Raw genomic sequence first — 24,088 nt, 5'->3', positions numbered from 1 at the left:
CTAGGCCCCATACGCGCAGGAAGGCACCGCGATGTCGGCAGCCACTGAAGCCTGCGCCAAGCGGATGGTCTACGGTCCGTGTGGCGGCGTGCGGGCAAACGGCACCTGTGAAGTTGCAGACACCCGTTGTAGTTTTCTCGATGCTCCCGTGCGGGCATGGTCAGCATCCGATCTGTTCATTTCACCTGTCGACGGACTCGCCGATCTGCGCACGCAGAACCCGGGGCACCATCCGAGCGCGGCGAGGTTCGCCCAGCGCACGCAGACAGAATTTTTGGTCACAGCAGACCTCACCGCGAAGGCTACGACCTTCAGTGACCTGCAGCGCGCTAGCGAAACGCTGGGGGAGTCGCTGACCGCGGTGGTCGCCGGTGAAGCGCCCGGTGTTGATTCCGCGCTAGCTCCCTCACACCGCGCAGCGCTGCTGCGCGATCTCGGCCTGCGAGTGATCGCAGGAATCACCTGCCGCGACCGCAACCGCGTTGCGCTCGAGGGCGAACTTGCGGCGCTCGCTGATCTGGGCGTCGAGGGTGTGCTCGCGCTCACCGGCGATCATCCCCTCAGCACTCTGCGCGCTTCATCGAAAGCAGTGTTCGATCTCGACTCCACCCGGTTGGCTGCGCTTGCGCACCGCGCTGGCCACTTCGTCGCGGTGGCAGAGCAACCCGCCGCCCCACCTCAACATTCACGAGCCGATCGACTGGTTCAAAAAGTGCGGGCTGGCGCGGAGCTGTGTTTCGTAAACCTCTGCGGAGACGCGCAACTGATCGCCCACTTTCAGCGCTCCGTTGCCGCGCACCAAAGCACCATTCCTCTCGTTCCCGTAGTGCCGATCATCGCCTCGGCGAGCGCGGCGGAACGCCTAGCCTCACTGCCCGGCATTACGCTGCCACCCACGCTCATGCGGGCGGTCGCCGAGGCAAGACACCCCGAACGCGAAGGCATCGAGCAGGCGATCATCTTGGCGCGACAGTTCGCCGACATCGCGGGAGTGGCCGGGGTACATCTCAGTGCGGTGGGCGTTCCCGACGACGCCGACGGGGTTCGCTCCATGGCGCTTGTGAACAACGTCGCGACGGCGCTTCGTGAGGAACAACAATGACCACTGCCACCTGCCCCAAAGAGATGTCCTACGGCCCGTGCGGAGGAGTGAATCCCGACGGAAGTTGCGAGGTAGCAGCCCATCCCTGCACTTTTTTGCAGCGCGATCTGCCGATCCGGTGGGCGGGGCATTCAACGTTCGAACCCAGCCTGGCTACCAGCGCTGCGCGCGAACTTCGAGAGATCATGTTTCGTCGGCCAATCGTTGCGACCGGCTTCCCGGTGCGCGCTATGGTCTCGGCTGACGTTCCCGCCGTCGCCGAGGTACTGCGCGAATCAGTAGATGTGGTTCTCTCCGGCGATGCCGGCCGCTCTCGCACCCAGTTTCCGCCGTCGTATCGCGCGATGCTGATGTCACGAGCAGGCATGCGAGTGTGGATGGGATTCAACGCTCGCGACCGCAACAGTGTCGCGCTCGAGCGAGAGCTGACGTCGCTTCGGGAGATTGGGGTCGCCGGCGTGCATTGCGTCACGGGCGACCACACTTTCACGGGTGATCGCGCCGATGCCCGTCCCGTATTTGATCTTGAGTCGTCGAGCATGCTTCCGCTCGCCCGCGCACAGGGTTTGTGGACGTCGTTCGCGGAGTCGCCGGCTGCGCCGCCGCTTGGCCTTCGTGGGGCTCGCGTGAAGCAGAAGCAACGAGCCGGCGGGCATCTCTGCTGGACGCAATACTGCGGCGATGCTGAAGACGTCACCACATTCATCGACCTGTGCCGAGCTGCGGGTGCCACCGTGCCTGTTCTGCCCGGCATTCCCCTCGTCGTCGACCGCGACGGGGCTGAGCTCCTGGCCTCATTTCACGCGGCGAAGCTACCAAGCGGACTGGTCGATCGGCTTCTGAGCGCTCGAGATGTGCGCGCAGAAGGTATTCGCGCAGCGATCGAATACGGACAGTCATTGCTAGGCCTCGACGGCGTCGGAGGCGTCGTTGTTGCGGGAGGAGCGCGCTACGGAGACGAAGCTCAATATGCCAGTGACCTCGCAACGGTGGCACGAGAACTCGGCGGGGGGTCTTGATGCCGCTTCTAGCTACTCGCAGCGGCGCCGTCGTGCTGTTGCTCCTTGACGACCAGAGCGCGACAGGGCTTTCCAGGACTCGTTCGCCATTTGTGCCGCACGCCGCTCTCGAAGTACGTGGCGTCGCCAGCTTCAAGAGTCGCTACCTTGTCGTCGATGGTGACGATCAGCTCTCCCTCGAGGATGTAAACAAACTCTTCTTCGTCGTGTTGCCACCAGAGACCATCTTCGGGAAACTCGCCCGCAAAGATCATCGGCAAAAAACGCGCGCGCTGTTGCGCAAGCACGGTAACGGCACCGCTACCGGCATCGACCGGGGACGCCGCCTCACCACGGAAGACATGAAAGTCGCCGCGTGGTCGCTCGTCAGGCTCCGCAGTGAGCAACGCCTGCTGCGTGGTGCCAAGGGTGCGAGCCACCCGGTACAGCGACGACATGCTGAGCCGTTCCAGCCCGCGCTCCACCTGGCTCAAGAACGAATGCGACAGACCCGCTTCGGTCGCTGCCTGCATAAGCGTCATCCCACGACTCTTGCGCAGAGCCCGGATGCGGCTGCCCAACGCCTGAGCCAACTCTGCAGGATCAGTCGGCTCCGGCAGATTCGTCGGCTTGGCGGATTCGGGCACGTGACCAGGATATGCGGCACAAGTACACGCCCACCGACCACGGCGACCCCAAGCCTGATTCTTGACAGCCCAATGAGGGACTCATCACCCGACTCATTGCGCTCACCATCCGGGAGATGCGAAAAAGGAGAAACCCCGTGACCGCACCTGACTACCCCGCTCTTGAAAGCGAGCTCATCGCGCTACTCGGAGCGCGCGGCGCCACCAGTGACATGCGCCAACGAGAAAAAGCGTCTGTTGACGGCGCAAGAATGTCACCGATCATCGCCGAGCAGCTACCGCTAGGAATTGCAGATCTCGTCGCCTTCCCCACGACGGCGGAGCAGATCGCTCAGGTGGTGGGGCTTGCCGCAAAGCATGGCGTTGCCATTACTCCTCGCGGAAAGGGAACGGGTAACTATGGCCAGGCCATCCCGATGCCGGGCGGCTTGGTTCTCGACATGTCGCGTGCCCGCACCGTATACGAAGTGACCGAAGACACGATCACCGCAGACGCGGGCGCTCCGATGACCGTTCTCGAGCAAGCCGCAAAAGCCGCCGGAAAACAACTGTGGATGTATCCGTCGACCGTGCATTCCTCTCTCGGCGGTTTTCTAGGCGGAGGCTCAGGCGGCACCGGGTCGATTGCGCATGGCAGTAACGACAACGGCTTTGTTGTTGCGCTCGACGTTGTCACACCCGAATCCGGCGGCCAGCTTGTGCACGTTGAAGGCGACGAAGTGCTCGGCTACGTGCACAACTATGGCACTGCGGGAATCATCGCCCGAGCGACGGTGCGCGTCGAACCCGCCCAAGACTGGCGCGCTCTCTATGCGTCGTTCGACGACTTCTATGGCTCGCTGTCGGTCTTGCGCGAACTGGGAAAGCTCACACCAGCGCCACGCCTCGTTTCGGCTGACACCCCACACATCAGCGCGCAGCTGCCGCCGGATGACGCGATTCCGGCTGACCGCAGCTCGCTTCGCATGATCGCTGATCCCGCGATCGTGACCGAAGCGTCTGCCATCATCGAAGCAGCGGGTGGGCGCATCGAAGAGGTACACGAAGGCGCCGGCGTATCGGCAGCGCTTTCCGTGCTGAGCTACAACCATCCCATCGAGTGGTTGCAAAAGTCTGAGCCTGGCGTGTACTTCCACGTGGAGGTGTCAGGCGATGCTCTTATCGATCGAATTGACGAGGTACATGCGGTGTATCCCGGCGGTCTTCTTCACGCCGAAGCTGCCTACACCACCCCCATTGGCATGCTGGCCGGTATCTACGAAAGCCCCGAAGCGGTCTATGCCGGCATGGACAAGCTTCGCGCCCTCGGTGTCGGCGTTCATAATCCGCACCAGTGGAACGTCGACTTCAGACTCGCCCAGACCTTGGAGCTGGCCGCTCAGACTGACCCTCGGGGTCTTCTCAACCCTGGAAAACTCAACCCCGACTACGCGGGCTCTACTAAAGGAGCAATCGGATGACCTCCGAATTCACCCCAGCATCACGTCTGTGGGCAGACTTGTCTGGCCCGGCACTGATCTCTGCAACGAACGAACGTTCGATCGCCGTCGTTCCCATTGGTGCAATCGAGCACCACGGCCCGCATCTGCCGCTTCGTACCGACGCGCTGGTTGCTGAGACAGTCGCCTCGGCCGCCGTAGAGCGCGTCGCCGCGGCCGGGATCGATGCCTGGCTTCTGCCGACTCTTTCGTACGGCAAGTCTGACGAGCACTACTGGGCGCCTGGCACGCTGTGGATGGAAGGCACGACGCTGCTTGACCAACTGATCGAGATCGGTCGTTCTATTGCGATGACCCCGGTCAAGACGATCGCGTTCGTCAATGGCCACGGCGGCAATGTCATGTTGCTGGGATGGGCCAATCGCGAGCTTCGTCGCCAGTTTGGGCTGCGCACTTTTTCTATGTCATCAGGAATTGGGCTTCCGGGCGACGGCGTCGATGGACGGCCCGATGAGCAGGGGCAAGGCATCCATGCGGGTTTCGCAGAAACGTCGATGGTCATGCATATCGCGCCTCACCTGGTCGCCCCTGAGATGCCACCGCGAAACGTTCCCGAGAAGATTGCGAAGCTGAAACACATCGGCTTCAACCGCAAACCGGTGATGTTCGGATGGACCAGCGACGACTTTGGCCCCACCGGTGTCATTGGCGACGCAACCGGCGCCAATGCAGAGCACGGCAAGAAGCTGTTTGAGGCGAGCGTGAATTTTGTAGGCGAAGCGCTCACCGAAATCGACGGATTCGAGTTCGCATGAGTGCAGCGGCGCCCGATGAGCCTCTCGCGAACCCGCTACGCATGCAGGTAGCCGAAGCCCCGGTCATCGATCATGCAAACGATCCGGTGCAGTCAGACCACCAGGCCTCCGATCCTTCGGCGCTCGCGCTTTCGTGGTTGCCCAAGTCAGACGAAGACCGCATGCTCATGACAGTGTCGACGATCGATAGTGAAGGCTTTCCACGCGCACGCACAGTGATGCTGAGCGAATTCGACGGCGAGCATTTCTTCTTTCATACCGACGCAAGTAGTCAGAAGGCGCACGATATCTCGGCGAACCCGCGAGTCTCGCTCAGCATTGTCTGGCCCGGGTTCACCCGACAGCTCGTGGTCCAAGGCACCGCCCTGATCGCTCCGCCCGACGAAGTCGCCTCAGCCTACGCAAAGCGATCTCCCTATTTGAAGCAGCTCGCATGGCTCAACACGCCCGAGTACGCGCTATTGCCCCTGCGCGAACGCGTCTCGGGTTGGCGCGATTTTGCGGCTACCAACCCGACGCCAGCCCAGCCACGTGCTTGGGCTGGGTTCGCGGTGCGCGCTCACAGAATGCTGTTCTGGGTATCGAACCCCGATGCTGCCAGTCGACGCATCGAATACCGCCGAGGTGAAGCGGGGTGGTCCCGGCAGATTCTGCCCGGCTAGGGCATTTGCTGTTGTGCGCTCAGCATCCATCTCTGCACATCAGCATCGACACGTATATCGCTCGGCCGTAGTGGCCGGGAAAGATACAGCCCATCGAGCGAAGTAAGCCGAGACAGCGCGACATAGGTTTGCCCGGGCGCGAAGGCCCCCGAACCCAGGTCGATCACGGCACGGTCATACGTCTTACCCTGCGACTTATGGATGGTCACCGCCCATGCGAGTCGCAATGGAAATTGGGTGAACTCTGCAACAACATCGCGAGAGAGTGACTTGGATGCTGAATTGTACGAGTATCGGAATCGTTCCCATACGGCGGGCTCCACGTCGAACTCTTCACCATCGACATCTACCCGTACTGTCTCGCCGGCAATGCGCGTCACGGTGCCGATCGTTCCGTTCACCCATCTCGGCGGCTCGCCATATGACCCTGTGTCGTTGCGAAGAAACATCACCTGCGCTCCGACCTTGAGCTTCAGTTCTGCATCAGCGGGGTAGCCCGCCTCACCTCGGCCGAAGTCGCCGCTGATCTCGGCAGCCGCCGTCTGCTCTCGGCCGACCAATTCATTGAGGTGGCGGCGGTTAATGTTGTTGACGATGTCGTTGCGCGTGGCGAGGGTGATAATCGGGTGCTCGCCATCGGCCGGGTCAGGTGGCGTGCGCGCGCCGGTGTCATTGAGCACCTGGGCGATGTCGGCGGTCACGCGGCCATACCTCACCGCATTGAGCATTGCTTTGAACGCCGGGTCTGCCTGCCGGTGAATGTCGACGAGTTCACGCACGTGCAACTCTGCGCCGTGGCGTCCGACGTCCAAGATTCCATCGCCTGCGCTTTCGCCCACCCAGACCTTGGCATCGAAGAACCAGAACGAGCGATAGTGGTCGCGAATATACATCAGCTCGTCGCCGCGCGGCGGCACCGGAGCGAGTTGGTAGGGATCGCCGAACATGACAATCTGCACGCCCCCGAACGGCTCACCTCGGCGCCCACGCGCTTGGCGCAACGATCGATCGATGGCGTCCATCAGGTCGGCGTTGACCATCGAGATCTCGTCGATCACCAGGGTGTCGATGGCGTTCATGATCTTTCGTGCCGGGTCAGACTGTTCGATCTGACTCCCGGCGATGAGCCCGACTGGCAGACGGAACAGCGAGTGAATTGTCTGACCCTCGACGTTGAGCGCGGCAACGCCTGTGGGCGCGCACACCGCTACCTGTTTTTTGGTGTTCCACGCGAGGTGCTGCAGCAGAGTCGACTTGCCCGTTCCTGCTCGCCCCGTGACGAAAACGTGCTCGTTCGTGTCTTCGATAAGCCGAAACAGCGCCTCTTGTTCTGCGGAGAGGGCGGGGGTAGTCACTGATTCATGCTATCTGCGCCCACGAGGCGCGCGGACTATGCCCAGGCCATCAGGCACATCTTCAGGCGTACCTTCTTAGAATATGAGCGTGACCGAAGACGCGCTGAGCGAAAAATCGGACAGCGACTCTTCGCTGGCCGTTCCCTCAGCTGGGCTCGTGACACCGCCCGCGAGCAGCCGCACCCGCCGCCGCATCGCGATTGACCTATCGCTCCTCACCGTCGTCGGGGTTGTGCTCATTGGCGCCGTCGCGGCAGCCTATGGAGCGGTCCAGCGAGAGTTTTACAGCCCCACGGCGTTTGTGGAGCAGTATCTCTCGATGCTTGAAGAGGGCCGAACCTCTGATGCCCTTAGCGTTCCCGGGGTGGCCGTCGCATCAGCAGACCTCGAAGCGGCCGGGCTCCCGCCCACTGCGCACGATGCCCTGCTGCGAAGCACCGCCCTTTCCACGCTCACCGACGCACGTGTTGTGTCAGAAGAGCAGAACGACGAGTTCACCACCGTGAACGTCGCCTACACGGCGGGTGGCTACGCAGGCACTGCATCGTTCGACGTAGAGCCAAACGGTTCCATCGGTATCGCACCCACGTGGCGTTTTGCATCGAGCCCGCTCGCCGTGTTGAGCCTTGACGTGGGTGGGTCGATGTCATTCAACGTGAACGGCTTTGCTCTGGATAAGAGACAAGTCTCTCCCGAGGGAGTGGATGCTGACCCCACCGAAGCTGTCAGCCTGCTCGTCTTCTCCCCTGGCCTCTACTCAGTGTCGGTCGAGACCGCCATCGCCTCGACACCCGGTGTCGCGGTGCTGTCAGACAGTCCGTTCACGAGCGTGCCGGTCACCGTGCAGGCCCAGCCGACACAAGAGTTCGTTGAAGTCGTGCAGGAGCGCGTCGAGGAGTTTTTGACGACCTGCGCGAGCCAAGAAGTGCTTCAGCCGACCGCCTGCCCCTTCGGCTACGTCGTCGAGGACCGGATTGCGTCGCTGCCTGAGTGGACGATCGAAACGCAGCCCACGATCTCCATCGAGTCCGACGGCGCCGACTGGAAGATTCCTGCGACTGCAGCGGCGGCACGCTTGAACGTCGACATCCAGTCGCTCTTCGATGGTTCCATCACGAACGCGAACGAGATCGTGCCTTTCTTCGTGACGGGCACGATTCGAGTGCTTCCCGACGGAAGCGTCACTATTTCAGTCGGAGGCACCGAGGGCGAGTAGCTTCGACTCAGTGCCTCTTCGCGGCCTCACGCTCATCGCGCTCAGCGAGCGCTGCGAGTTTCGCGTTGTAGGCGTCGAGTTCGGCATCACCCGTGCGATCGGCGTGCCGGTCACGACGCTTCTGAGTGCGTTCATCGGTGCGATTCCATTGAATCGCCACGGTGATGGCCAAGATCAAGGTGGGAATCTCGCCGATCGACCAGGCAATACCGCCGCCGGTGGCTTGATCTTCGAGCGGTGTCTCACCCCAGGTGCGCCCCATTGAGCCAAACCACTCCGCGACCATCAGACCCGGTTGCATCATGATGGCAATGCCGAAGAAAGCGTGCATTGCCATGATGCCGATCAGCAACAACAGCCGCCCGGGGTAGGGCAAGCGATACGGCACGGGGTCGATGCCGGCGAGGCTGAGCACGAAAAGATAGCCGGTGATCAAGAAGTGTGCGGTCATCCACTCGTGACCGAGGTGATCATACAGAGCCCAGCGGAAGAGGTCGGTGTAGTAGAAGATCCACAGCGAGCCGATGAACAGCCCTGCTGCCACGAAGGGGTTGGTGAGCACGCGCATGACGGGCGAATGGACGGTCCACAGAATCCATTCCCTGCCGCCCCTCGTTCCATCGTCGCGTTTGTGGATCGCACGCGCAGCCAGCGTGACGGGCGCCCCGGCAACCATCAATGGCGGAATAGCCATCGTCAACAGCATGTGCCCAATCATGTGGTAGCTGAACAGATACGCCTGATAGACGTTGATGATCCCGCCGGTCACCCACAGCAGCAACACCATGCCGAACACCCATGAGAGGGTGCGATGCAGTGGCCAGGCATCACCGCGGCGGTGCAAACGCCATGCGCCCGCCAAATAGAAGAAGGTGCCGAAACCCGCGACGGTGGCCCACACCCAGTCAATGTTCCATGCGATGAGCCAATCGATCAGCACCGGCTCATCGGGCAACGGAGCGTAGGTGAGAATCTCGGCTGGAGTGCGCACGAACGCCGGCAGCTCTCCAAGCGGCGGAGCCGTACGGGCGAGGGCCGCGGCGGCACCACTGGCAATTCCCATAATCGCCAGCTCACCCGCAATCAGAATCCAAAACGCACGAGATGCGGAGTCTTCGCGCAGTCTGCCGATAAGGCGGCGGCGGTACCACGCGCCGAGCAGCCCGAGTGCTATCAAAGCGAGGACCTTCACAGTGAGGATCGCGCCATATGGCGAGAAGAATGCTTCCCACGATCTGAGCCCCACGATCGCGCGCACCACCCCCGACACGGCAACCACGACGAAGGCCGCAACCGCGATGCTGGAGTAGCGAGCCACCACATCAGCAAGCGGGCCGCGTTTGAGTGCCGGTCGCACGATGACGAGCAACAATAGGCCACCCAGCCACACGGCAGCTCCGATGATGTGCAAAATGATCGCAGTCATCGCGATGTGGTGGTCAGCTTCGTCGCCGGAGTGGCCCTGAGTGCCCATGGGCACCAAACTCGCGAGCGCAAGGATCGCCACGAACAATGTTGCCGTCCACGATCGAACAGCGAAGGTCAGGACCGTGAGCGCAGCACCGGCGACCGTTGTGATGAGCCAGGTTCGACCCACCTCGGTCTCGATCAGATAGCGGCCCAGCTGTGCGCCGAATTCGGGGCCAGCGTTGATCACGGGGTTGAATGCGTCAATAAAGGTAAGGAACCCAGTGGCTGCCGCAGTGACGGTGAAGATGGCCGCAGAGATCGAGGCAGTGTCCAGTGCCAGATCGAACTCGCGTTCACCTGCTTTGAGCGTGAAGAGTGCCGTCACCAGCACGCCTGCCATGCCAGCCGCCGAGAGGTTGACCAGAAGTTTTGCGGTGGGCAGACCCCACCGTGCGAACGGACCGGGGTCGCCGATTGTCAGGGGATCTGCTCCGCCGCCGTAGGCGAGGGCGATCGCCATGGCCACCAGCGCGACCACAACGAGGATCGCAGGCCCGACGGCCCGCAGGAGGCGGGGGTTCACCCCTCCAGCCTAAGCCGAAGGGGGACACCGCTCGCGCGGTATCCCCCTTCGGTAAAGCGTCGTCGAGTGTTACTTGACGGCAGCCTTGAGCTTCGAGCCAGCGGTCACCTTGACGCGCTTGCCTGCAGGGATCTGAATCTCTGCGCCAGTCTGGGGGTTGCGACCGGTACGAGCCGAGGTCGCAACCTGCTCGAACGCGATCCAGCCGGGGATGGAGACCTTGCTGCCCTTGGCAACAGCCTCGGAAACGGTGGCGAACAGTGAGTCAAGCACGCCCGATACGGCAGCCTGGCTCTGTCCGGTGGCGCTCGCGATGCTCGCGACGAGTTCGGTCTTGGTGATGGACTTGTCGGCCATGGGTGTTCCTCCAAAGGGGGCGGAATCGCCGCCCTCTCATTGCTGGGACCGGGCAGCTGAACGCTCCCGGCTGGTCGGATCGACCGCCTCGACTATAGCCAATTTGCCCCGTAATCACGCGGATTTCAGCGGGTATTGGCGCTTTTGGTCGGCGTGTCGTGGCTCAGATGGGGTTTTTGTGACGAATGTGACTCCATTTGAGGCGCGCAACGCGAAAGGCCCGCAGTTCCGAGGAACTGCGGGCCTTTCGACGTAAGCGGTGCTTACCAGCTGGACTTGGTCACGCCGGGCAGCTCGCCACGGTGTGCCATGTCACGGAAGCGGACACGCGAGATGCCGAACTTCGTGAGAACACCGCGGGGGCGCCCGTCGATGACGTCGCGCGAGCGCAGACGAACCGGCGACGCGTTGCGGGGAAGCTTCTGCAGACCGAGACGTGCAGCTTCGCGCTGCTCGTCGGTCGACGTGGGGTCAACAAGAGCCTTCTTCAGCTCCAGGCGCTTTGCGGCGTAGCGGTCAACGACGGCCTGACGCTGCTGGTTGCGCGCGATCTTGCTTTTCTTAGCCATGGATCAACGCTCCTCTCGGAATTCAACGTGCTTGCGGATAACCGGGTCATACTTCATCAGCGTGATGCGGTCAGGGTTGTTGCGACGGTTCTTGCGCGTGACGTAGGTGTAACCCGTGCCAGCGGTCGAACGCATCTTGATAATCGGGCGAACTTCCTGTGACTTCTTAGCCATTAGAGCTTCACTCCCTTCGCGAGGAGGTCCTTGACGACGGACTCGATGCCGCGTGCGTCAATGACTTTGATGCCCTTTGCCGAAACGTTGAGCTTGATGTTGCGACCAAGCGACGGAACGAAATAGGTCTTCTTCTGCACGTTCGGGTCGAAGCGGCGCTTCGTCCGGCGGTGCGAGTGTGAGATGGTGTGACCGAAGCCGGGAACAGCTCCAGTCACCTGGCACACTGCTGCCATAATGATTTCTCCTTAGTACCGTGGCACCGGACGGTGCCACCCAAGATCCCTTGTCTGCACCCCGCGCAACAGCGGGCCATTTCCGGCCGGAATGTGGTGTGGGGGGCGAACTGCGTGCTGGAGTGCGCGCAGACAAGGAGTCAGTCTAGCATGCCCGGGCGTGTCGCCCCGCTAGTCGCCTGCTGTCACGATGGCTGCTGCGCCGCGACCCCAACGAAACGCCGATACCGTTGCATCGCCAGCGATCCAGAAGCGCCACGGAAAGGCGTCGGTTCCCGCCACCCCAGCCACGCCCACACGTGGTCCTGATGCGTACGCGGTCACGGGTGACTCGCGAATGAGCAATCGTGCAGACGCGCCTTCTCGAGCGACTCCAGTGATCGCATCGATGCCATCGTGAACGGGATGCTGCAGCCTCACCGCTTGTCCAAGCTTGCCTGGCCCGCGAGCGAGTTCTCTGGGAGTGCGCGCCGCGGCGCGGCGACGACTGGCTGCATCCACCCCATCAACGATCTCGCCCGCACGCAGCAGCACTCCGCCAGCGACGCCCCGGGGGGCGCACACCACATTCACGCAGGAGTGGATGCCGTGGCTGAGATACACATAGATATGCCCGGGTTCGCCCCACATCGTGGCATTGCGCGGAGTCTGGCCCATCCTTGCGTGCGATCCGGGATCGGGCACTTCACCGGTGCCCTGGCCGTGATAGGCCTCGACTTCGGTCACTCGGACGGCGACTGTATCTCCACCGACCTCGGTCACAAGCAGCGCCCCGAGCAGCCGGGACGCGACCACGACCGGCAATTCTGCGAGATCCTCGCGCGTGGCTTCACGCACGCCGGGCCGTTTCATGCGGAGATTCTACGCGGGATCTCTTCGCAACCGAGGTGCGCTTCTCGCTAGTGTCCAACTATGAAGCATTGGTCTGCGCTGATCGTTCTCGGGATCTCACAGTTCGTCATGGTGCTCGACAGCACCGTGATGAACGTCTCGATATCAACGGTTGCCGCTGATCTCGGAACCGATATCTCGGGCATGCAAGCGGCCATAACGCTCTACGCGCTCACGATGGCATCGTTCATGCTCACCGGAGGAAAGCTAGGAGACCGGTGGGGCCGTAGCAAAGCCTTCCGCGTCGGTTCGATCATCTATGGGCTCGGCTCCATCACGACGGCACTGAGCCCGACTCTTCCGGTTTTGCTCGTCGGATGGTCACTCGTAGAGGGCTTGGGTGCGGTACTTGTCATACCCGCTATCGCTGCGCTCGCAGCCACCAACTACGCCGGGCGCGACCGTGTGATTGCGTTCTCGGCACTCGGTGCCATCACGGGCTTCGCCGCCGCAGCTGGCCCGCTCATCGGCGGCTTGATGACAACGTACTCATCTTGGCGATATGTGTTCGTCGCAGAAGCGATCATCATGGTGCTCGTCTTGTTTGCTTCGGGCACACTCAAAGACACTCCCCCCAACAAGTCGATGCGCATCGATGCGGCAAGCGTGTTCCTCTCAGCCGCAGGAATGGCGCTGCTCGTCTTCGCCGTGCTGCAAAGCAAGACGTGGGGCTGGTTGCTGCCGCTGAACCCGCCGACGGTGGGCTCGGTCACGCTCGCTCCGTTCGGCATCTCGCCCGTGGCCTACATGATTATCTTCGCGATCATCTTGCTCGGCGTTTTCGTGCGTCGGCAAAAGCACCTCGAAACCAGTGGAAAAGTTCCACTGGTCAAGGTCAGCATGCTGACAATCCCCGCGCTACGCAGCGGGTTGACGATGTTCATGGCACAGTACTTTGCGATCGCCGCGCTCTTTTTCGTCGTGCCTGTCTACCTGCAGACGATTCTTGGGTTCGACGCGCTAGAGACCGGTTTGCGAATCTTGCCGCTGTCGTTGGGGCTCATCATGCTGTCGATCGTCGGCTCGCGAATGTCAACTGTTCGCTCCGCTCGCAATATCGGAAGAATCGGACAGGTTCTGCTCGGCGTTGGCATCTTCATCGTGTTCGCTGCCGTTCAGCCGACGCTCGCTGGCTGGCAGTTCGCGACAGGAATGTTCATCGTCGGTGCAGGGTTCGGCTTGCTTGCGTCACAACTCGGCAACGTCAACATGTCTGCTGTGGGAGCAGACGACACATCCGAAGTCGGAGGCTTGCAAGGCACTTTTCAGAACCTGGGAACCTCGTTCGGCACCGCTGTCGTGGGATCGGTGTTCATCTTGATGATGACGTCCGGCTTCGGCAGCGCCGTCACCTCGAGCGACACTCTGTCAGAGGATGTGATCTTGCAGGTGACCGAGAACACGGCCAAGGGCGCTCCCATCATCTCGCAGAAGCAAGCAGAGCAGGCGATGCTGGATGCCGGTAGCACCGCCGAACAGGCAACAGAAGTCGCCCAGATCTACGCCGACGCTCAGGTCGAGTCGCTGCAGCAGTCTTTGTTCATCGTGTTCGCGCTAACCCTGTTCGCCCTGTTGCTCTCACGAGGGCTTCCCTCACAGATCGCCGTGCCTGAAAGAGGTGAATCACCCGAAACGGGCTAAGACGGTGGCACCTGGCACCACGAGATCGACGAGCCTGTGACCGCGATCGTTTCTTGGCCGTCGGCGATCTCGAGAACGCGCGTTTCGAGGTAGCCCGGCAACGGCAGCTGGTAGCTGTCGTATGGATTGTCGATGACATCTGGGGCGACGATCACTGCGAGGTATCGTGCGCTCGGCGATACGCATACCTGCACGAGCGCGTCGGTCTCGGCGATCTCGGTGAGTGCCCTGGTCTCACCGTTGGCGGCGACCAAATCGACGGTGGTACGGCCAGTCGGGGTGCCGTCGTCTAGAACAGCACCGGAGCGCACGGTCGAGTCATCAGGTAACGGAGTGACCGTCGTCACGAGCGGCAGTTCTCCATCTGCGGCGACGAGCGCATCTTCACTCGCATCCGTCAGGTCTAAGACCGTGCGCTGATCGATGCGCTCAATAATGGCGTGCGATGATCCTCTCGCGATGCCGTCAATCCCCTGCGCGGTACCCAGATTCGTTGCTTGTCCCGAACCGTCTGCCGATGCACCGAGGCCTTCAGCGCTGCCGAGCAGCAGCGCTCCATCAAAGGGCAGCAGCAGAATGCTGTCGGTGTCTGGCACGAAACGCCAGTCATTGATGCGCGGATCGGCACCCTCAACCTCGATGGGCACCGGGGCAGCATCCGGATCATCAAGCGAGACGGTGAACAGCATGCTCTCGCGTCCGCTCGTCTCGGTGAGTTCGGCATCAGAGTAGGTGTACCCGACCACTTCTCCCCGATCCGCGCTCTGCAGGTTCGTGACATAACCATCTCCAGGCAACGGCAGATCCTGCGCGTTCTCACCGTTCAAATCGGTCATGATCAGACGGGCTTCATCTGCCTCGGTGCGCGTCGAGATCACGAGGTGCGTGGCTGTCGCGCGAAAATCCTCGATATGAGGATCGGTGAACACGGCTATCGCTTCGTCACCGTCAAGATCGGTGCGAAAGATGGTGTCTTCGTCAGCATCCCTGCGCAGCAGATGCACTTCAATGGCAGGAGTCGTGAATGTCTCGGTGACGGTCGTAGTCGGGCCGCCTCCGAGCGACTCCACATCGTCGATCGTCACCGTGTACTCGGTGTCATCCCACAGCGGCAGGGTAAAGCGCACCCCGACGCTGCGACCCGAGGTGTCAACAGCGAACGGTGTCGCAGGGCTTACCGTCACTTGAGAGGGGTCGACCTCTGCAATGGACTGCGAGGTAGTCACAATGAGTCGCGATCCCGATGCTGCGACCGCCGCTTCGGGATCCACCTGCACGTCGGTGACGCGCGGGCCCTGGGTAACATTCGCCGCAGCCCCCACGACACCAATGAGCGCGAGCACGCCAACCACGATCGCAAAAGAACGAATGAACGCTCGCCCTCGACGCTGCCGTGAGGCACCGCGGCGCGTTGGCGTCGCGGCCCGGTGCGATGCTCGCGAATCAGAACTCATAGGGAATCTCTGGTTCGTCGATCTCTTCAATACTGGTGGGCTCGATCGCAAGTTGCCCATCTGACGTCGAGCGCACTGTTCCGGTAACCGTCACCCACTGCCCGGTTTCGGGAATATCCGCGTTTGACGCGATCGAGACGCTGGCCGGCTGCGCATCGATGACGCAGTGCGTGATCACCAGCCGTGTGATGTCGAAGTCGCCGCTTTCACTCGGAGTGACAAATCCGGTGAGTTCGACCGCGTTGCCGTCAAACGCATCAGGGTTCGTCGCGGTTGCGAACACGCTCGCCCATTCCCCGACGCCGAATGAATCCGTGTCGCCGGTGGCTGCGAGGGTGACGATGTCGCTTCCCGCGAATAGAGGTGCGGCACCGACATCTCGAGAGATGGCAATCTCTGCGGACAGCGAGGCGGGAGCGAGGCCGAGCGTGAGCAAGACGACGCCGGATGCGGCCACGCCCCCGACAACCGTTGCCGCAACCGCCCCGGGGTGCGCCGAGTGCGAGTGTGCGCCCTCATCGTCAGCATCGTGGCCGTGATCATGACCGTGGTCACTCTCAGCACCAAGCGGCAGCGCAAATGACGCAACCGTGCCGATAAGAACGATGAATGCCATCGACACCGCGAACCACGTGGAATCGGGATTGATATAGAGCGCGAGCCGATCAGTGAACGCCAGGCTGAGTGTCACGACCGAGAGGATGGCGGCAAGCCCAACGCCGAGCCAACGGGTGCTGAGCGCTTCGAGCTTAGGCAAGAAGATTCACCACCGTTCCGATAGCAAAGGCGGCGAGCAGCACGACGACGACGACTCCCGCCAGCGTGCGGGTGGTGAACGTGGTGCGCATGAGCGCGAGCATCTTGACGTCGACTAGCGGTCCCACGAGCAAGAACGCGACCAGTGAGCCGGGCGTAAATGTCGAGGCAAACGAGAGCGCGAAGAATGAGTCAACGTTCGAGCAGATCGACACCACCATTGCCAACGCCATCATGGCGACGATCGACAGCGCAGGGTTCGATCCGATTGCGAGCAAAGTACTGCGAGGCACAATCACCTGCACCAGACCGGCGAGCGCTGAGCCGATGATGAGAGCAGGCATGACAGCACGAAGCTCGACAACGAACTGAGCGAGTGTTTTGCGGCCTCGTCCTCCGGTCTCGTGCGTGACCATCTTGCAGGTCGCGCTAAAGCGATCGGTAAGGAGTGCGTCAGGTGATGGGTGGCGGCTGTAGAGCCATCCGATGAGGTTGGCGATCGCAAAACCTCCGAGCAGTCGTGCGATCAAAATGCCGTCGTCCATGCCGAACGCCTGGTGGGTGGTGATGATGACGATCGGGTTGACGATCGGAGCGGCGATGAGGAACGTCATCGTGTCGGACACCGAGAAACCGCGCATAAGCAGGCCTCGCGCGAAGGGCACGTTTCCGCACTCGCATACCGGAATGAACATGCCCAGCAGCGACAGCACCGCCCGGCGTGCCCACGCACGCCGCGGCATCCATCTCTCGATCATGCCCGGGGGAATCCACACCTGCACCACGATCGACAGCACGACACCGAGCGCGACGAAAGGCATCGACTCGATCAGCACACTGATCGATAGGGTCAGGGCGTCTTGAGCCCTGGTTGAAAGCGGATCGTTGAAAAGCGTGGGCACAAATGCGTCGATCACAAAGAGCGCGGCGACAGCCAGCACTCCAATACCCAACGCAACGACGGTGCCTCTCACGCCCGAAGGCGTGTCGACCCGTCGGGTGTCAGTGATCGACACGCTCGTCTTGCGCCTGCGTGCATGCGGCGCAGAGTCCGAAGATGTCGACGATGTGCTCGGCCTCTGTGAAGCCGTGCTCTTCGGCGGTTTTCCGCGCCCACTGCTCGACCGCTGTGGCTTCAATTTCGACGGTGCGCCCGCAGTTTCGGCAGATCAGGTGATGGTGGTGCCCACTCGAAACGCAGGCACGATAGAGCGCTTCACCGTCGGGGCTCTGCAACGAGTCAGCACCACCATCGGCAGCGAGTCCCGCAAGCGCGCGGTACACGGTCGCGAGACCAATGCCGGTGTTCTCGTCCCGAAGGGTGGCGTGGAGCGCCTGTGCGCTGACGAACCCACCCGCATCAGCAAGCGCTTCGCGCACGCGATCGCGTTGCCAGGTGTTGCGCTGAGCCATTGTCGGAGTCTACCGGCGCGTACCCGAGCCATTGCTGGACGAATACCGAGTCATTTCGCAATCTTCGCAATCGTCACACGATCGCGTCGAGCCCCGATGATGCGGCAGACCACGTAGATGAGAAACGACAGCGTGGTGATGTAAGGACTGACGGGAAGAGTGCCGGCGATGGCGAGCAGAATGCCCCCGACTGCTGAGATAAACCCGAACACTGCCGACAGCAGCGGAACACTCAGCGAGCCCGAAGCCACACGCATGGCGGCAGCCGCAGGCGTGACAAGCAGGGCCATCACCAGCAACGCACCGATGATGTGCACCGCGACAGCCACCGTCAGCCCGAGCAGCAACATGAACCAGAGCGAGACGCCCGTGGTCGGCACACCACGCGCAGCCGCAGACTGCGGGTCGAGTGAGTCAAACCGCAGCGGCCGCCACACCAGCAACAAGGCGATCAGCACGAACGCGCTGATGCCGATCAGCCAACCAAGCTGGCTAGATTGCACTGACACGATCTGGCCGGTGAGCAAGCTGAAGCTGCTCGCGCTGCGCCCGTCATAGAGGGCGAGAAACAAGATTCCGAGACCAAGACCGAACGGCATCAGCACGCCGATGATCGAGTTGCGGTCGCGTGCACGGGCTCCGAGCCATCCAATGATCGCCGCAGCGACGAGCGAACCGACGATCGAGCCACTGACAACATCAGCGCCGATCAGCAGTGCGGCGGCGGCACCCGCGAATGAAAGCTCGCTGATGCCGTGCACAGCGAATGCCATATCGCGCTGAATCACGAAGACACCGATGAGACCGCCGATCAGCCCGAGAACGGCACCCGCCCAGACTGAGTTCGACACCAGCGCGAGAATCTGCCCGTAGTAGGGCAACCCGCCGAAGAGCGCGTCGTAGATCGCGTCCCAGTTCATCCGTGCACCTCGTCACCATGGTGGTGGTGTGAGTCCTCCGCGTCGGGCGCACCCACTACGACCAAGCGGTGTCCGGCGCGAAGAACGAACACGGGTGCCCCATAGAGAGCGCTGAGCACAGTCGAGTTGAGAACTTCTTCTGGCGTGCCGAGGGTGAACCGCCCCTGCGCAAGATAGAGCACGCGATCCACCTGATGCAGCAACGGATTGATGTCGTGCGTCACGAGCAACACCGCAGCGTTGTGCTCGGTGCGGTGTTTGTCAATGAGCGAGACCACCGCTTGCTGGTTGGCCATGTCAAGGCTCGTCAGCGGTTCATCGCACAGCAACAAGCCCGGGTCGTCGGCGAGCGCCTGGCCGACGCGCAGCCGTTGCTGTTCACCACCCGACAACATTCCGACAGGGCGGTCGGCGAACTCGGCGGCACCCACAGCTTCAATCAATGTATCCACACGCGCTCGTTCGCCGCGTCGCGGAATCGGGAGTCCGAAGCGATGCCCGCTGACTCCGAGAGCAACAAGATCCCGGCCGCGCAGCGCAGTGTCCGGCGGCAACGGCCGTGACTGCGGAATATAGCCGATCTCGCGGTTCCCTTTGCCGCGCACAACCTCACCAGCGACGGTGACGGTGCCTTCGCTCAGCTCTTCGAGCCCGAGGATCGCGCGAAGCAGGGTGGTCTTACCTGAACCGCTTGGTCCGAGGACGGCGATCATCTCACCCGCGTGAACCGTCAGGTTGAGGCCGGCCCACAGCTCTCGCCCGTCGCGCCTAAGTGCAGCATCCTGGATTTCGAGCGCGACTGGCCTCTGGCTCACGAGTCGAGCGCTGCCGCGAGGTTTTCGATGTTCTCCTGCATCCACGAGATGTAAGTCTGGCCCTCTGGGAGCGTTTCCGAAAACGCGACCACCGGAACATCTTCGTTTTCAGCCTCAGCGACAACCTGCTCCGTCTCGGCGCCACCTGTCTGCGTGTTGGTGATCATGACGCTCAGGTCGCCATCGGTGATGATCGACAGCGCCTCCAGCAGGGTGGCTGGCGCAACATCTTGCCCCTCTTCGACGGCCTCACTGAACTCGGCTGGGGTGACATCTTCAAGACCCGCTGCAATCACCAGGTATCCGCCAACGGGCTCCGTCAAGAACGCTTCTTCGCCCACGTGTGCGGCGGCGACTTCTTCTAGCGACTCTTCGAGTCCCTCGATCTCTTCGTGGAAAGCTTCGGCATTCGCCGTGAAGGTCTCAGCGTCGTCTGGGCTGATCTCGCCGAGCTCTTCGGCGATAGCGTCGGCGACATACGCCATGGTGTGCGGATCGTACCAGACGTGCTCGTTGAAGCCTTCGATGTGATCGTGACCAGCGTGGTCATCCTCATCGGAGTGCTCCTCCTCATCGGAGTGCTCCTCGTCTTCCTCATCATGGTCGTGATCGGAGTGATCTTCCTCACCCTCCTCGGTCGGCCATGAATGCGAGAACTCGGCCGCCGTGATGACGTGCGCCTCAGAGCCGCTGGCCTCGACGAGAGAGTCCATGAACGAGTCGTATCCCCCACCGTTTTCGATGACCAGGTCGGCTTGCTCAACCGTCAGCTGGTCGCGTGCGCTTGCCTCGAAGGAGTGCGGGTCTTGAGCAGCGTTGGTCACGATCGATGTGACCTCCACAAGGTCCCCGCCGATCTCTTCCGCGATCTGCCCGTAGACGTTGGTCGACGCGACCACTGTGATCGCATCCGTCTCAGAATCAGAAGTTGCATCAGAGGTGGTGCTCGCGCAACCAGAAAGGACGAGAGCGGATGCTGCACCGAGACCGAGCAGCACGAGGGGGCGAGGGGGCGTCTTCATGCCCCCATCGTACGTCTATTGATAATGGTTATCAAATCCGGTAAGGAGGATCTGATGTCAGTTCAGGATCAGTCGAGCAGTAGCGCTGGTTCCTCAAGGATCGACGCGACATCGGCGATGAAACGGCTCATTCCGTCACCATCAATCACCCGATGATCGAACGATCCAGCGACCGTCGTCACCCAGCGTGGCCGCACCTCACCATCAACCACCCATGGCTTCTGGCGGATTGTGCCTAGCGCCACGATCCCCGCCTCACCGGGGTTGATGATGGGAGTACCCGCGTCCATCCCGAATACGCCGATGTTCGTAATCGTGATCGTGCCGCCCTGCTGATCGGCGACTGCGGTCTTGCCCTCGCGCGCCGTCAACACCAGCTTCTCCAGTGCCCGCGCAAGTTCACGCATCGACATGTCTTGCGCGTCTTTGATGTTCGGTACGAGCAAGCCCCTGGGCGTCGCGGCCGCAATGCCAAGGTTCACGTAGCGTCGCATCGTGATCTCGGCCGCTCCATTGTCGCCATCAACCCAGGCGGCATTGACCATCGGCGTGCGCTGCGCGGCCCACACCACGGCTCGAGCCATGATCAACATCGGTGAGACTTTGACATCAGCGAAGTCGGTCGAGCTCTTCAGACGCTTGACCAGTTCCATCGTGCGCGAGGCGTCAACGTCGGTCCACACACTCACGTGGGGCGCCGAGTATGCAGACTGCACCATTCCGGATGCCACCGCCTTGCGCACGCCCTTGACGGCGAACGTCTCTTCACGCCCCTCACCGTTGGCAACGGTGAGCTCAGGTTCTGTCGTGCGCGCGGGCGCCGAGCGCGGCGGCACGGGAATCGACTCCTCGCGCACGTCACCCCACTCGGGTGTCTCGATGTTGCGAAAGACGCTGGCCTGTGATGCGTGACGCAAGACATCGTCACGGGTCACTTCTCCAGCAGCCCCCGTCGGAGCCACCGCCGCAAGCTCCACACCGAGGTCGCGGGCGAGCTTGCGAATCGGGGGCTTTGCCACGACGCCCACCGACGCGGTGACTCGCTCTCGGGCTGACGCTACCGGCTTGCGGCGACGCGACTTCACCTGTCCGCCGGTGCCGTACCCCACGAGCACAGCCCCACCACCCTCGTCTTCTGCGGAGGCTGCAGGCTCGCCGTGCTCGCTCTGACCGATCGTGGCGGGCGAGGGAGCAGCATCCGCCACTGAGGCGATCGTAATGATCGCATGCCCCACGCTCACGGTGTCGCCCTCGGCTGCCAGAAGTGCGCCGACCGTGCCGGCAAACGGCGAGGGCAGTTCGACGAGCGACTTGGCGGTCTCAATCTCGACCAGCACGTCATTCACGGCGACGGTGTCACCAGGGGCGACGCGCCATTGGACGATCTCAGCTTCGGTAAGTCCTTCGCCGACGTCGGGAAGAACAAAGGTCGATTCTGCGGAAGTGCTCATCGGTGTCTCCTCAGAGAGTCAGTAGGCCAGAGCTCGGTCGACCGCTTCGAGAATGCGGTCAGCGTCGGGAAGGAACTTCCCCTCGAGCTTGGCGGGAGGGAAGGGAGTGTCGAACGCCGAGACACGCAACACGGGCGCCTCGAGGGCATAGAACGCCCGCTCCATCACCGTCGCGGCAATCTCGCTGCCGACCGAGGTGAACCCGGGCGCCTCTTGGGCGTAGACCATCCGCCCGGTGTTTCGGACGGATTCAAGGATCGGCCCGTAGTCGACCGGTGACAGTGAGCGAACGTCAACGACCTCGCAGCTCGTACCCTCGGATTCGGCCAACGCCGCGGCTTGCAGAAGCGTCGTCACCATCGCACCGTGACCCACAAGCGTCACGTCGGTGCCGCGCCTGACGATGCGAGAGGCATGAAGCGGCACCGAACGCGCCGAGAGGTCGACGTCGCCCTTCTGCCAGTACTTGCTCTTGGGCTCAAGAAAGATGACCGGATCAGGCGAGCGAATCGCATCCTGGATCATCCAATACGCATCGTTGGCAGTCGACGGTGAAACGACCCGCAGGCCTGGCGTGTGCGTGAAGTACGCTTCGGGGCTCTCTTGGTGGTGCTCGATCGCGCCGATGTGGCCGCCGTACGGAATGCGGATAACCACCGGCATCTGAATCGCGCCCTCGTGGCGATAAGTCAGCTTGGCCAGCTGCGAGGTGATCTGGTCAAAGGCAGGAAAGACAAAACCGTCGAACTGGATCTCGCAGACAGGCCGAAATCCGCCCATCGCGAGCCCGATCGCTGTTCCCACAATGCCAGATTCAGCAAGGGGAGTGTCGAGCACGCGACGTTCGCCGAATTCCGCCTGAAGCCCCTCAGTCACGCGAAAGACGCCACCGAGCTTTCCGATGTCTTCGCCCATCAGGATGACGTGGTCGTCTTCCGACATGGCCGCACGCAGACCCGCGTGAAGTGCACGGCTGAGCGGCATGTTGGTTAGTTCGCTCATGACGCATCTCCTTCGAGGGATGCTTCGTACTCCGCGAGCCACGCCCGTTGCTCTTCGAGCAGTGGATGCTTTTCGGAGTACACGTTGTCGAAGATCATCGACTGCTCCAGCCCGCCCAACTCATTTGTGCGAACGCGGATGTCATCGGCGACGTCTGCGCACTCGGCCTCAACGTCATCGAAGAAAGCGTCAGTGGCGCCGCGGCTTCGCAGGAACGCACGCATGCGCACCAGGGGATCGCGCAGTTGCCAGGACTCTTCCTCGGCCGCGGTGCGGTACTTTGTGGGGTCGTCGCTGGTGGTGTGAGCGCCAAGCCGGTACGTCATCGCCTCGATGGCTCGGGGCCCCGCGCCAGAGCGGGCCTCATCGAGCGCTCGGCGGGTGACGGCATAGCTCGCGATGACATCGTTTCCGTCGATCGGAATCGAGGGCATGCCGTATCCCTCACCGCGCTTGTAAAGCGGTGACCGAGACTGCGTGGCGACGGGCACTGAGATTGCCCACTGGTTGTTCTGCAAGAAGAACACCTCGGGAGTCTGGTAGCTCGCGGCAAACACCATTGCTTCGTGTACGTCGCCTTGACTTGACGCGCCGTCACCGTAGTACACGATGACCGCTTCGTCTCGATCAAGGTCGCCAGTGCCGCATCGCTCATCAAACACCAGGCCCATTGCGAGGCCGGTGGCGTGCAGAGTCTGCGATCCGAGCACCATCGTATAGATGTGCGTGTTGCCGTTCTGCGGATCGGTAGGGTCCCAGCCACCGTGGGTGAGTCCGCGCATGATCCGAATGATGTGAATCGGATCGACGCCTCGAATGCGCGCCACGACGTGCTCGCGGTAAGAGGGAAAAAGGTGGTCTTGGGTGCGCGCCGCTCGCGCTGACCCTACCTGAGCAGCTTCTTGCCCGTAGCTAGGCGGCCAGAGCGCCAACTGGCCCTGCCGTTGCAGGTTCGTGGCCTGCACGTCAAACGCGCGAATCTCGGCCATATCGCGATACAGACCTTCAAGCTCTGCTTCGCTCAAGGAGTCGACGAGTTCCAGGTATGGCTCTGCCGCCGGGGTGGGTGCAAACGACCCATCGGCGGCGAGAATGCGCACGAAACCGGGGGCGTCAGAGCGCGCTGGGGCGTCGGTGGTCAACGATTCTTCAGACGTCAC

25 protein-coding genes are annotated in these 24,088 nt (G+C 62.2%); 7 read left to right on the top strand and 18 right to left on the bottom strand.

Annotated elements, in window-relative coordinates; genetic code table 11:
• Window positions 1–31 precede the first annotated feature (31 nt).
• Complete coding sequence (locus AB0O81_RS08720; RefSeq protein WP_363583281.1) at window positions 32–1,102, top strand: methylenetetrahydrofolate reductase C-terminal domain-containing protein; 1,071 nt, start codon at window positions 32–34, stop codon at window positions 1,100–1,102.
• A complete protein-coding gene (locus AB0O81_RS08715) occupies window positions 1,099–2,121 on the top strand; it encodes a methylenetetrahydrofolate reductase C-terminal domain-containing protein (protein ID WP_363583279.1) in 1,023 nt (340 codons plus the stop codon). The genes AB0O81_RS08720 and AB0O81_RS08715 overlap by 4 nt, the downstream gene beginning before the upstream one ends.
• Window positions 2,122–2,129: 8 nt before the next feature.
• On the opposite strand, the gene AB0O81_RS08710 is transcribed toward AB0O81_RS08715, so the two are convergent.
• Window positions 2,130–2,747, bottom strand: a complete 618-nt coding sequence (locus tag AB0O81_RS08710; protein WP_363583277.1) for a cupin domain-containing protein — start codon at window positions 2,745–2,747, stop codon at window positions 2,130–2,132.
• 137 nt (window positions 2,748–2,884) lie between these two features.
• Here AB0O81_RS08710 and AB0O81_RS08705 point away from each other — a divergent pair, with 137 nt between their 5' ends.
• The 3 genes from AB0O81_RS08705 to AB0O81_RS08695 are packed head-to-tail and all read left to right on the top strand — an operon-like array spanning window position 2,885 to window position 5,663.
• Window positions 2,885–4,207 carry an FAD-binding oxidoreductase gene (locus tag AB0O81_RS08705; protein WP_363583275.1) on the top strand — a complete coding sequence of 441 codons (1,323 nt, stop codon included), beginning with the start codon at window positions 2,885–2,887 and terminating at the stop codon, window positions 4,205–4,207.
• Window positions 4,204–5,001, top strand: a complete 798-nt coding sequence (locus AB0O81_RS08700) for a creatininase family protein (protein WP_363583273.1) — start codon at window positions 4,204–4,206, stop codon at window positions 4,999–5,001. The genes AB0O81_RS08705 and AB0O81_RS08700 overlap by 4 nt, the downstream gene beginning before the upstream one ends.
• Entirely contained in the window at window positions 4,998–5,663 is a 666-nt protein-coding gene (locus AB0O81_RS08695) for a pyridoxamine 5'-phosphate oxidase family protein (protein ID WP_363583271.1), read from the top strand. Before AB0O81_RS08700 ends, AB0O81_RS08695 begins: the two co-directional genes overlap by 4 nt.
• Here AB0O81_RS08695 and AB0O81_RS08690 read toward each other — a convergent pair.
• The gene (locus AB0O81_RS08690; protein WP_363583269.1) at window positions 5,660–7,018 is read right to left on the bottom strand and encodes an AAA family ATPase; all 1,359 of its coding nucleotides are present in this window, start codon (window positions 7,016–7,018) and stop codon (window positions 5,660–5,662) included. The two genes, AB0O81_RS08695 and AB0O81_RS08690, sit on opposite strands and share 4 nt — an antisense overlap.
• A gap of 88 nt (window positions 7,019–7,106) precedes the next feature.
• On the opposite strand from AB0O81_RS08690, the gene AB0O81_RS08685 reads away from it, so the two are divergent.
• On the top strand, window positions 7,107–8,234 hold the full coding sequence (locus AB0O81_RS08685) for a hypothetical protein (protein WP_363583267.1): 1,128 nt from the start codon (window positions 7,107–7,109) through the stop codon (window positions 8,232–8,234).
• A gap of 7 nt (window positions 8,235–8,241) precedes the next feature.
• On the opposite strand, the gene AB0O81_RS08680 is transcribed toward AB0O81_RS08685, so the two are convergent.
• The 6 genes from AB0O81_RS08680 to AB0O81_RS08655 all read right to left on the bottom strand — a co-directional run bounded on the left by AB0O81_RS08680 (window position 8,242) and on the right by AB0O81_RS08655 (window position 12,415).
• Window positions 8,242–10,227, bottom strand: a complete 1,986-nt coding sequence (locus AB0O81_RS08680) for a cytochrome c oxidase assembly protein (RefSeq protein ID WP_363583265.1) — start codon at window positions 10,225–10,227, stop codon at window positions 8,242–8,244.
• Window positions 10,228–10,296: 69 nt separating this feature from the next.
• Window positions 10,297–10,584, bottom strand: a complete 288-nt coding sequence (locus tag AB0O81_RS08675) for an HU family DNA-binding protein (protein ID WP_363583263.1) — start codon at window positions 10,582–10,584, stop codon at window positions 10,297–10,299.
• Window positions 10,585–10,847: 263 nt separating this feature from the next.
• On the bottom strand, window positions 10,848–11,153 hold the full coding sequence (gene rpsN, locus AB0O81_RS08670; RefSeq protein WP_337336632.1) for a 30S ribosomal protein S14: 306 nt from the start codon (window positions 11,151–11,153) through the stop codon (window positions 10,848–10,850).
• A 3-nt stretch (window positions 11,154–11,156) separates the two neighbouring features.
• Window positions 11,157–11,327, bottom strand: coding sequence for a 50S ribosomal protein L33 (gene rpmG, locus AB0O81_RS08665; protein ID WP_337336633.1), 171 nt, complete (start codon window positions 11,325–11,327; stop codon window positions 11,157–11,159).
• Window positions 11,327–11,563 carry a 50S ribosomal protein L28 gene (rpmB, locus tag AB0O81_RS08660; RefSeq protein ID WP_363583260.1) on the bottom strand — a complete coding sequence of 79 codons (237 nt, stop codon included), beginning with the start codon at window positions 11,561–11,563 and terminating at the stop codon, window positions 11,327–11,329. Before rpmB ends, rpmG begins: the two co-directional genes overlap by 1 nt.
• Window positions 11,564–11,734: 171 nt before the next feature.
• On the bottom strand, window positions 11,735–12,415 hold the full coding sequence (locus AB0O81_RS08655) for a DNA-3-methyladenine glycosylase (RefSeq protein WP_363583258.1): 681 nt from the start codon (window positions 12,413–12,415) through the stop codon (window positions 11,735–11,737).
• Window positions 12,416–12,475: 60 nt separating this feature from the next.
• Between AB0O81_RS08655 and AB0O81_RS08650 the strand changes: the two genes are divergently transcribed.
• Window positions 12,476–14,095 (top strand): MFS transporter, encoded by a 1,620-nt coding sequence (locus tag AB0O81_RS08650; RefSeq protein WP_363583256.1) that lies wholly within the window; start codon window positions 12,476–12,478, stop codon window positions 14,093–14,095.
• Here AB0O81_RS08650 and AB0O81_RS08645 read toward each other — a convergent pair.
• The 10 genes from AB0O81_RS08645 to AB0O81_RS08600 all read right to left on the bottom strand — a co-directional run bounded on the left by AB0O81_RS08645 (window position 14,092) and on the right by AB0O81_RS08600 (window position 24,088).
• Entirely contained in the window at window positions 14,092–15,549 is a 1,458-nt protein-coding gene (locus AB0O81_RS08645; RefSeq protein WP_363583254.1) for a hypothetical protein, read from the bottom strand. The two genes, AB0O81_RS08650 and AB0O81_RS08645, sit on opposite strands and share 4 nt — an antisense overlap.
• Window positions 15,539–16,306, bottom strand: coding sequence for a TIGR03943 family protein (locus AB0O81_RS08640; protein WP_363583252.1), 768 nt, complete (start codon window positions 16,304–16,306; stop codon window positions 15,539–15,541). The genes AB0O81_RS08645 and AB0O81_RS08640 overlap by 11 nt, the downstream gene beginning before the upstream one ends.
• Window positions 16,299–17,315, bottom strand: coding sequence for a permease (locus AB0O81_RS08635; RefSeq protein WP_363583374.1), 1,017 nt, complete (start codon window positions 17,313–17,315; stop codon window positions 16,299–16,301). Before AB0O81_RS08635 ends, AB0O81_RS08640 begins: the two co-directional genes overlap by 8 nt.
• Window positions 17,308–17,718: a transcriptional repressor gene (locus tag AB0O81_RS08630; protein WP_363583250.1), complete on the bottom strand. Its 411-nt coding sequence runs from the start codon at window positions 17,716–17,718 to the stop codon at window positions 17,308–17,310. Before AB0O81_RS08630 ends, AB0O81_RS08635 begins: the two co-directional genes overlap by 8 nt.
• Window positions 17,719–17,768: 50 nt before the next feature.
• Window positions 17,769–18,638 carry a metal ABC transporter permease gene (locus AB0O81_RS08625; protein ID WP_363583248.1) on the bottom strand — a complete coding sequence of 290 codons (870 nt, stop codon included), beginning with the start codon at window positions 18,636–18,638 and terminating at the stop codon, window positions 17,769–17,771.
• Window positions 18,635–19,453, bottom strand: a complete 819-nt coding sequence (locus AB0O81_RS08620) for a metal ABC transporter ATP-binding protein (RefSeq protein WP_363583246.1) — start codon at window positions 19,451–19,453, stop codon at window positions 18,635–18,637. Before AB0O81_RS08620 ends, AB0O81_RS08625 begins: the two co-directional genes overlap by 4 nt.
• Window positions 19,450–20,475: a zinc ABC transporter substrate-binding protein gene (locus AB0O81_RS08615; protein WP_363583244.1), complete on the bottom strand. Its 1,026-nt coding sequence runs from the start codon at window positions 20,473–20,475 to the stop codon at window positions 19,450–19,452. Before AB0O81_RS08615 ends, AB0O81_RS08620 begins: the two co-directional genes overlap by 4 nt.
• Window positions 20,476–20,543: 68 nt before the next feature.
• A complete protein-coding gene (locus tag AB0O81_RS08610; RefSeq protein WP_363583242.1) occupies window positions 20,544–21,926 on the bottom strand; it encodes a dihydrolipoamide acetyltransferase family protein in 1,383 nt (460 codons plus the stop codon).
• A gap of 18 nt (window positions 21,927–21,944) precedes the next feature.
• Entirely contained in the window at window positions 21,945–22,928 is a 984-nt protein-coding gene (locus AB0O81_RS08605; RefSeq protein ID WP_363583240.1) for an alpha-ketoacid dehydrogenase subunit beta, read from the bottom strand.
• On the bottom strand, window positions 22,925–24,088 hold the full coding sequence (locus AB0O81_RS08600) for a thiamine pyrophosphate-dependent enzyme (RefSeq protein WP_363583238.1): 1,164 nt from the start codon (window positions 24,086–24,088) through the stop codon (window positions 22,925–22,927). The genes AB0O81_RS08605 and AB0O81_RS08600 overlap by 4 nt, the downstream gene beginning before the upstream one ends.

Origin of the sequence: Microbacterium sp. NPDC076911 (genome assembly GCF_040687125.1) — a bacterium.
Classification (GTDB): Bacteria; Actinomycetota; Actinomycetes; order Actinomycetales; family Microbacteriaceae; genus Microbacterium.
The sequence above is the reverse complement of the archived record's forward strand: the minus strand, read 5'-3'. Positions and strand labels throughout refer to the sequence as shown.

Excerpts from the sequence above, each read along its gene's own strand:
- AB0O81_RS08720 (WP_363583281.1), top strand. The coding sequence starts at position 32 with ATGTCGGCAGCCACTGAAGCCTGCGCCAAGCGGATGGTCTACGGTCCG.
- AB0O81_RS08715 (WP_363583279.1), top strand. The coding sequence starts at position 1,099 with ATGACCACTGCCACCTGCCCCAAAGAGATGTCCTACGGCCCGTGCGGA.
- AB0O81_RS08700 (WP_363583273.1), top strand. The coding sequence starts at position 4,204 with ATGACCTCCGAATTCACCCCAGCATCACGTCTGTGGGCAGACTTGTCT.
- AB0O81_RS08695 (WP_363583271.1), top strand. The coding sequence starts at position 4,998 with ATGAGTGCAGCGGCGCCCGATGAGCCTCTCGCGAACCCGCTACGCATG.
- AB0O81_RS08675 (WP_363583263.1), bottom strand. The coding sequence starts at position 10,584 with ATGGCCGACAAGTCCATCACCAAGACCGAACTCGTCGCGAGCATCGCG.
- rpsN (WP_337336632.1), bottom strand. The coding sequence starts at position 11,153 with ATGGCTAAGAAAAGCAAGATCGCGCGCAACCAGCAGCGTCAGGCCGTC.
- rpmG (WP_337336633.1), bottom strand. The coding sequence starts at position 11,327 with ATGGCTAAGAAGTCACAGGAAGTTCGCCCGATTATCAAGATGCGTTCG.
- rpmB (WP_363583260.1), bottom strand. The coding sequence starts at position 11,563 with ATGGCAGCAGTGTGCCAGGTGACTGGAGCTGTTCCCGGCTTCGGTCAC.
- AB0O81_RS08655 (WP_363583258.1), bottom strand. The coding sequence starts at position 12,415 with ATGAAACGGCCCGGCGTGCGTGAAGCCACGCGCGAGGATCTCGCAGAA.
- AB0O81_RS08650 (WP_363583256.1), top strand. The coding sequence starts at position 12,476 with ATGAAGCATTGGTCTGCGCTGATCGTTCTCGGGATCTCACAGTTCGTC.
- AB0O81_RS08645 (WP_363583254.1), bottom strand. The coding sequence starts at position 15,549 with ATGAGTTCTGATTCGCGAGCATCGCACCGGGCCGCGACGCCAACGCGC.
- AB0O81_RS08630 (WP_363583250.1), bottom strand. The coding sequence starts at position 17,718 with ATGGCTCAGCGCAACACCTGGCAACGCGATCGCGTGCGCGAAGCGCTT.
- AB0O81_RS08625 (WP_363583248.1), bottom strand. The coding sequence starts at position 18,638 with ATGAACTGGGACGCGATCTACGACGCGCTCTTCGGCGGGTTGCCCTAC.
- AB0O81_RS08615 (WP_363583244.1), bottom strand. The coding sequence starts at position 20,475 with ATGAAGACGCCCCCTCGCCCCCTCGTGCTGCTCGGTCTCGGTGCAGCA.
- AB0O81_RS08610 (WP_363583242.1), bottom strand. The coding sequence starts at position 21,926 with ATGAGCACTTCCGCAGAATCGACCTTTGTTCTTCCCGACGTCGGCGAA.
- AB0O81_RS08605 (WP_363583240.1), bottom strand. The coding sequence starts at position 22,928 with ATGAGCGAACTAACCAACATGCCGCTCAGCCGTGCACTTCACGCGGGT.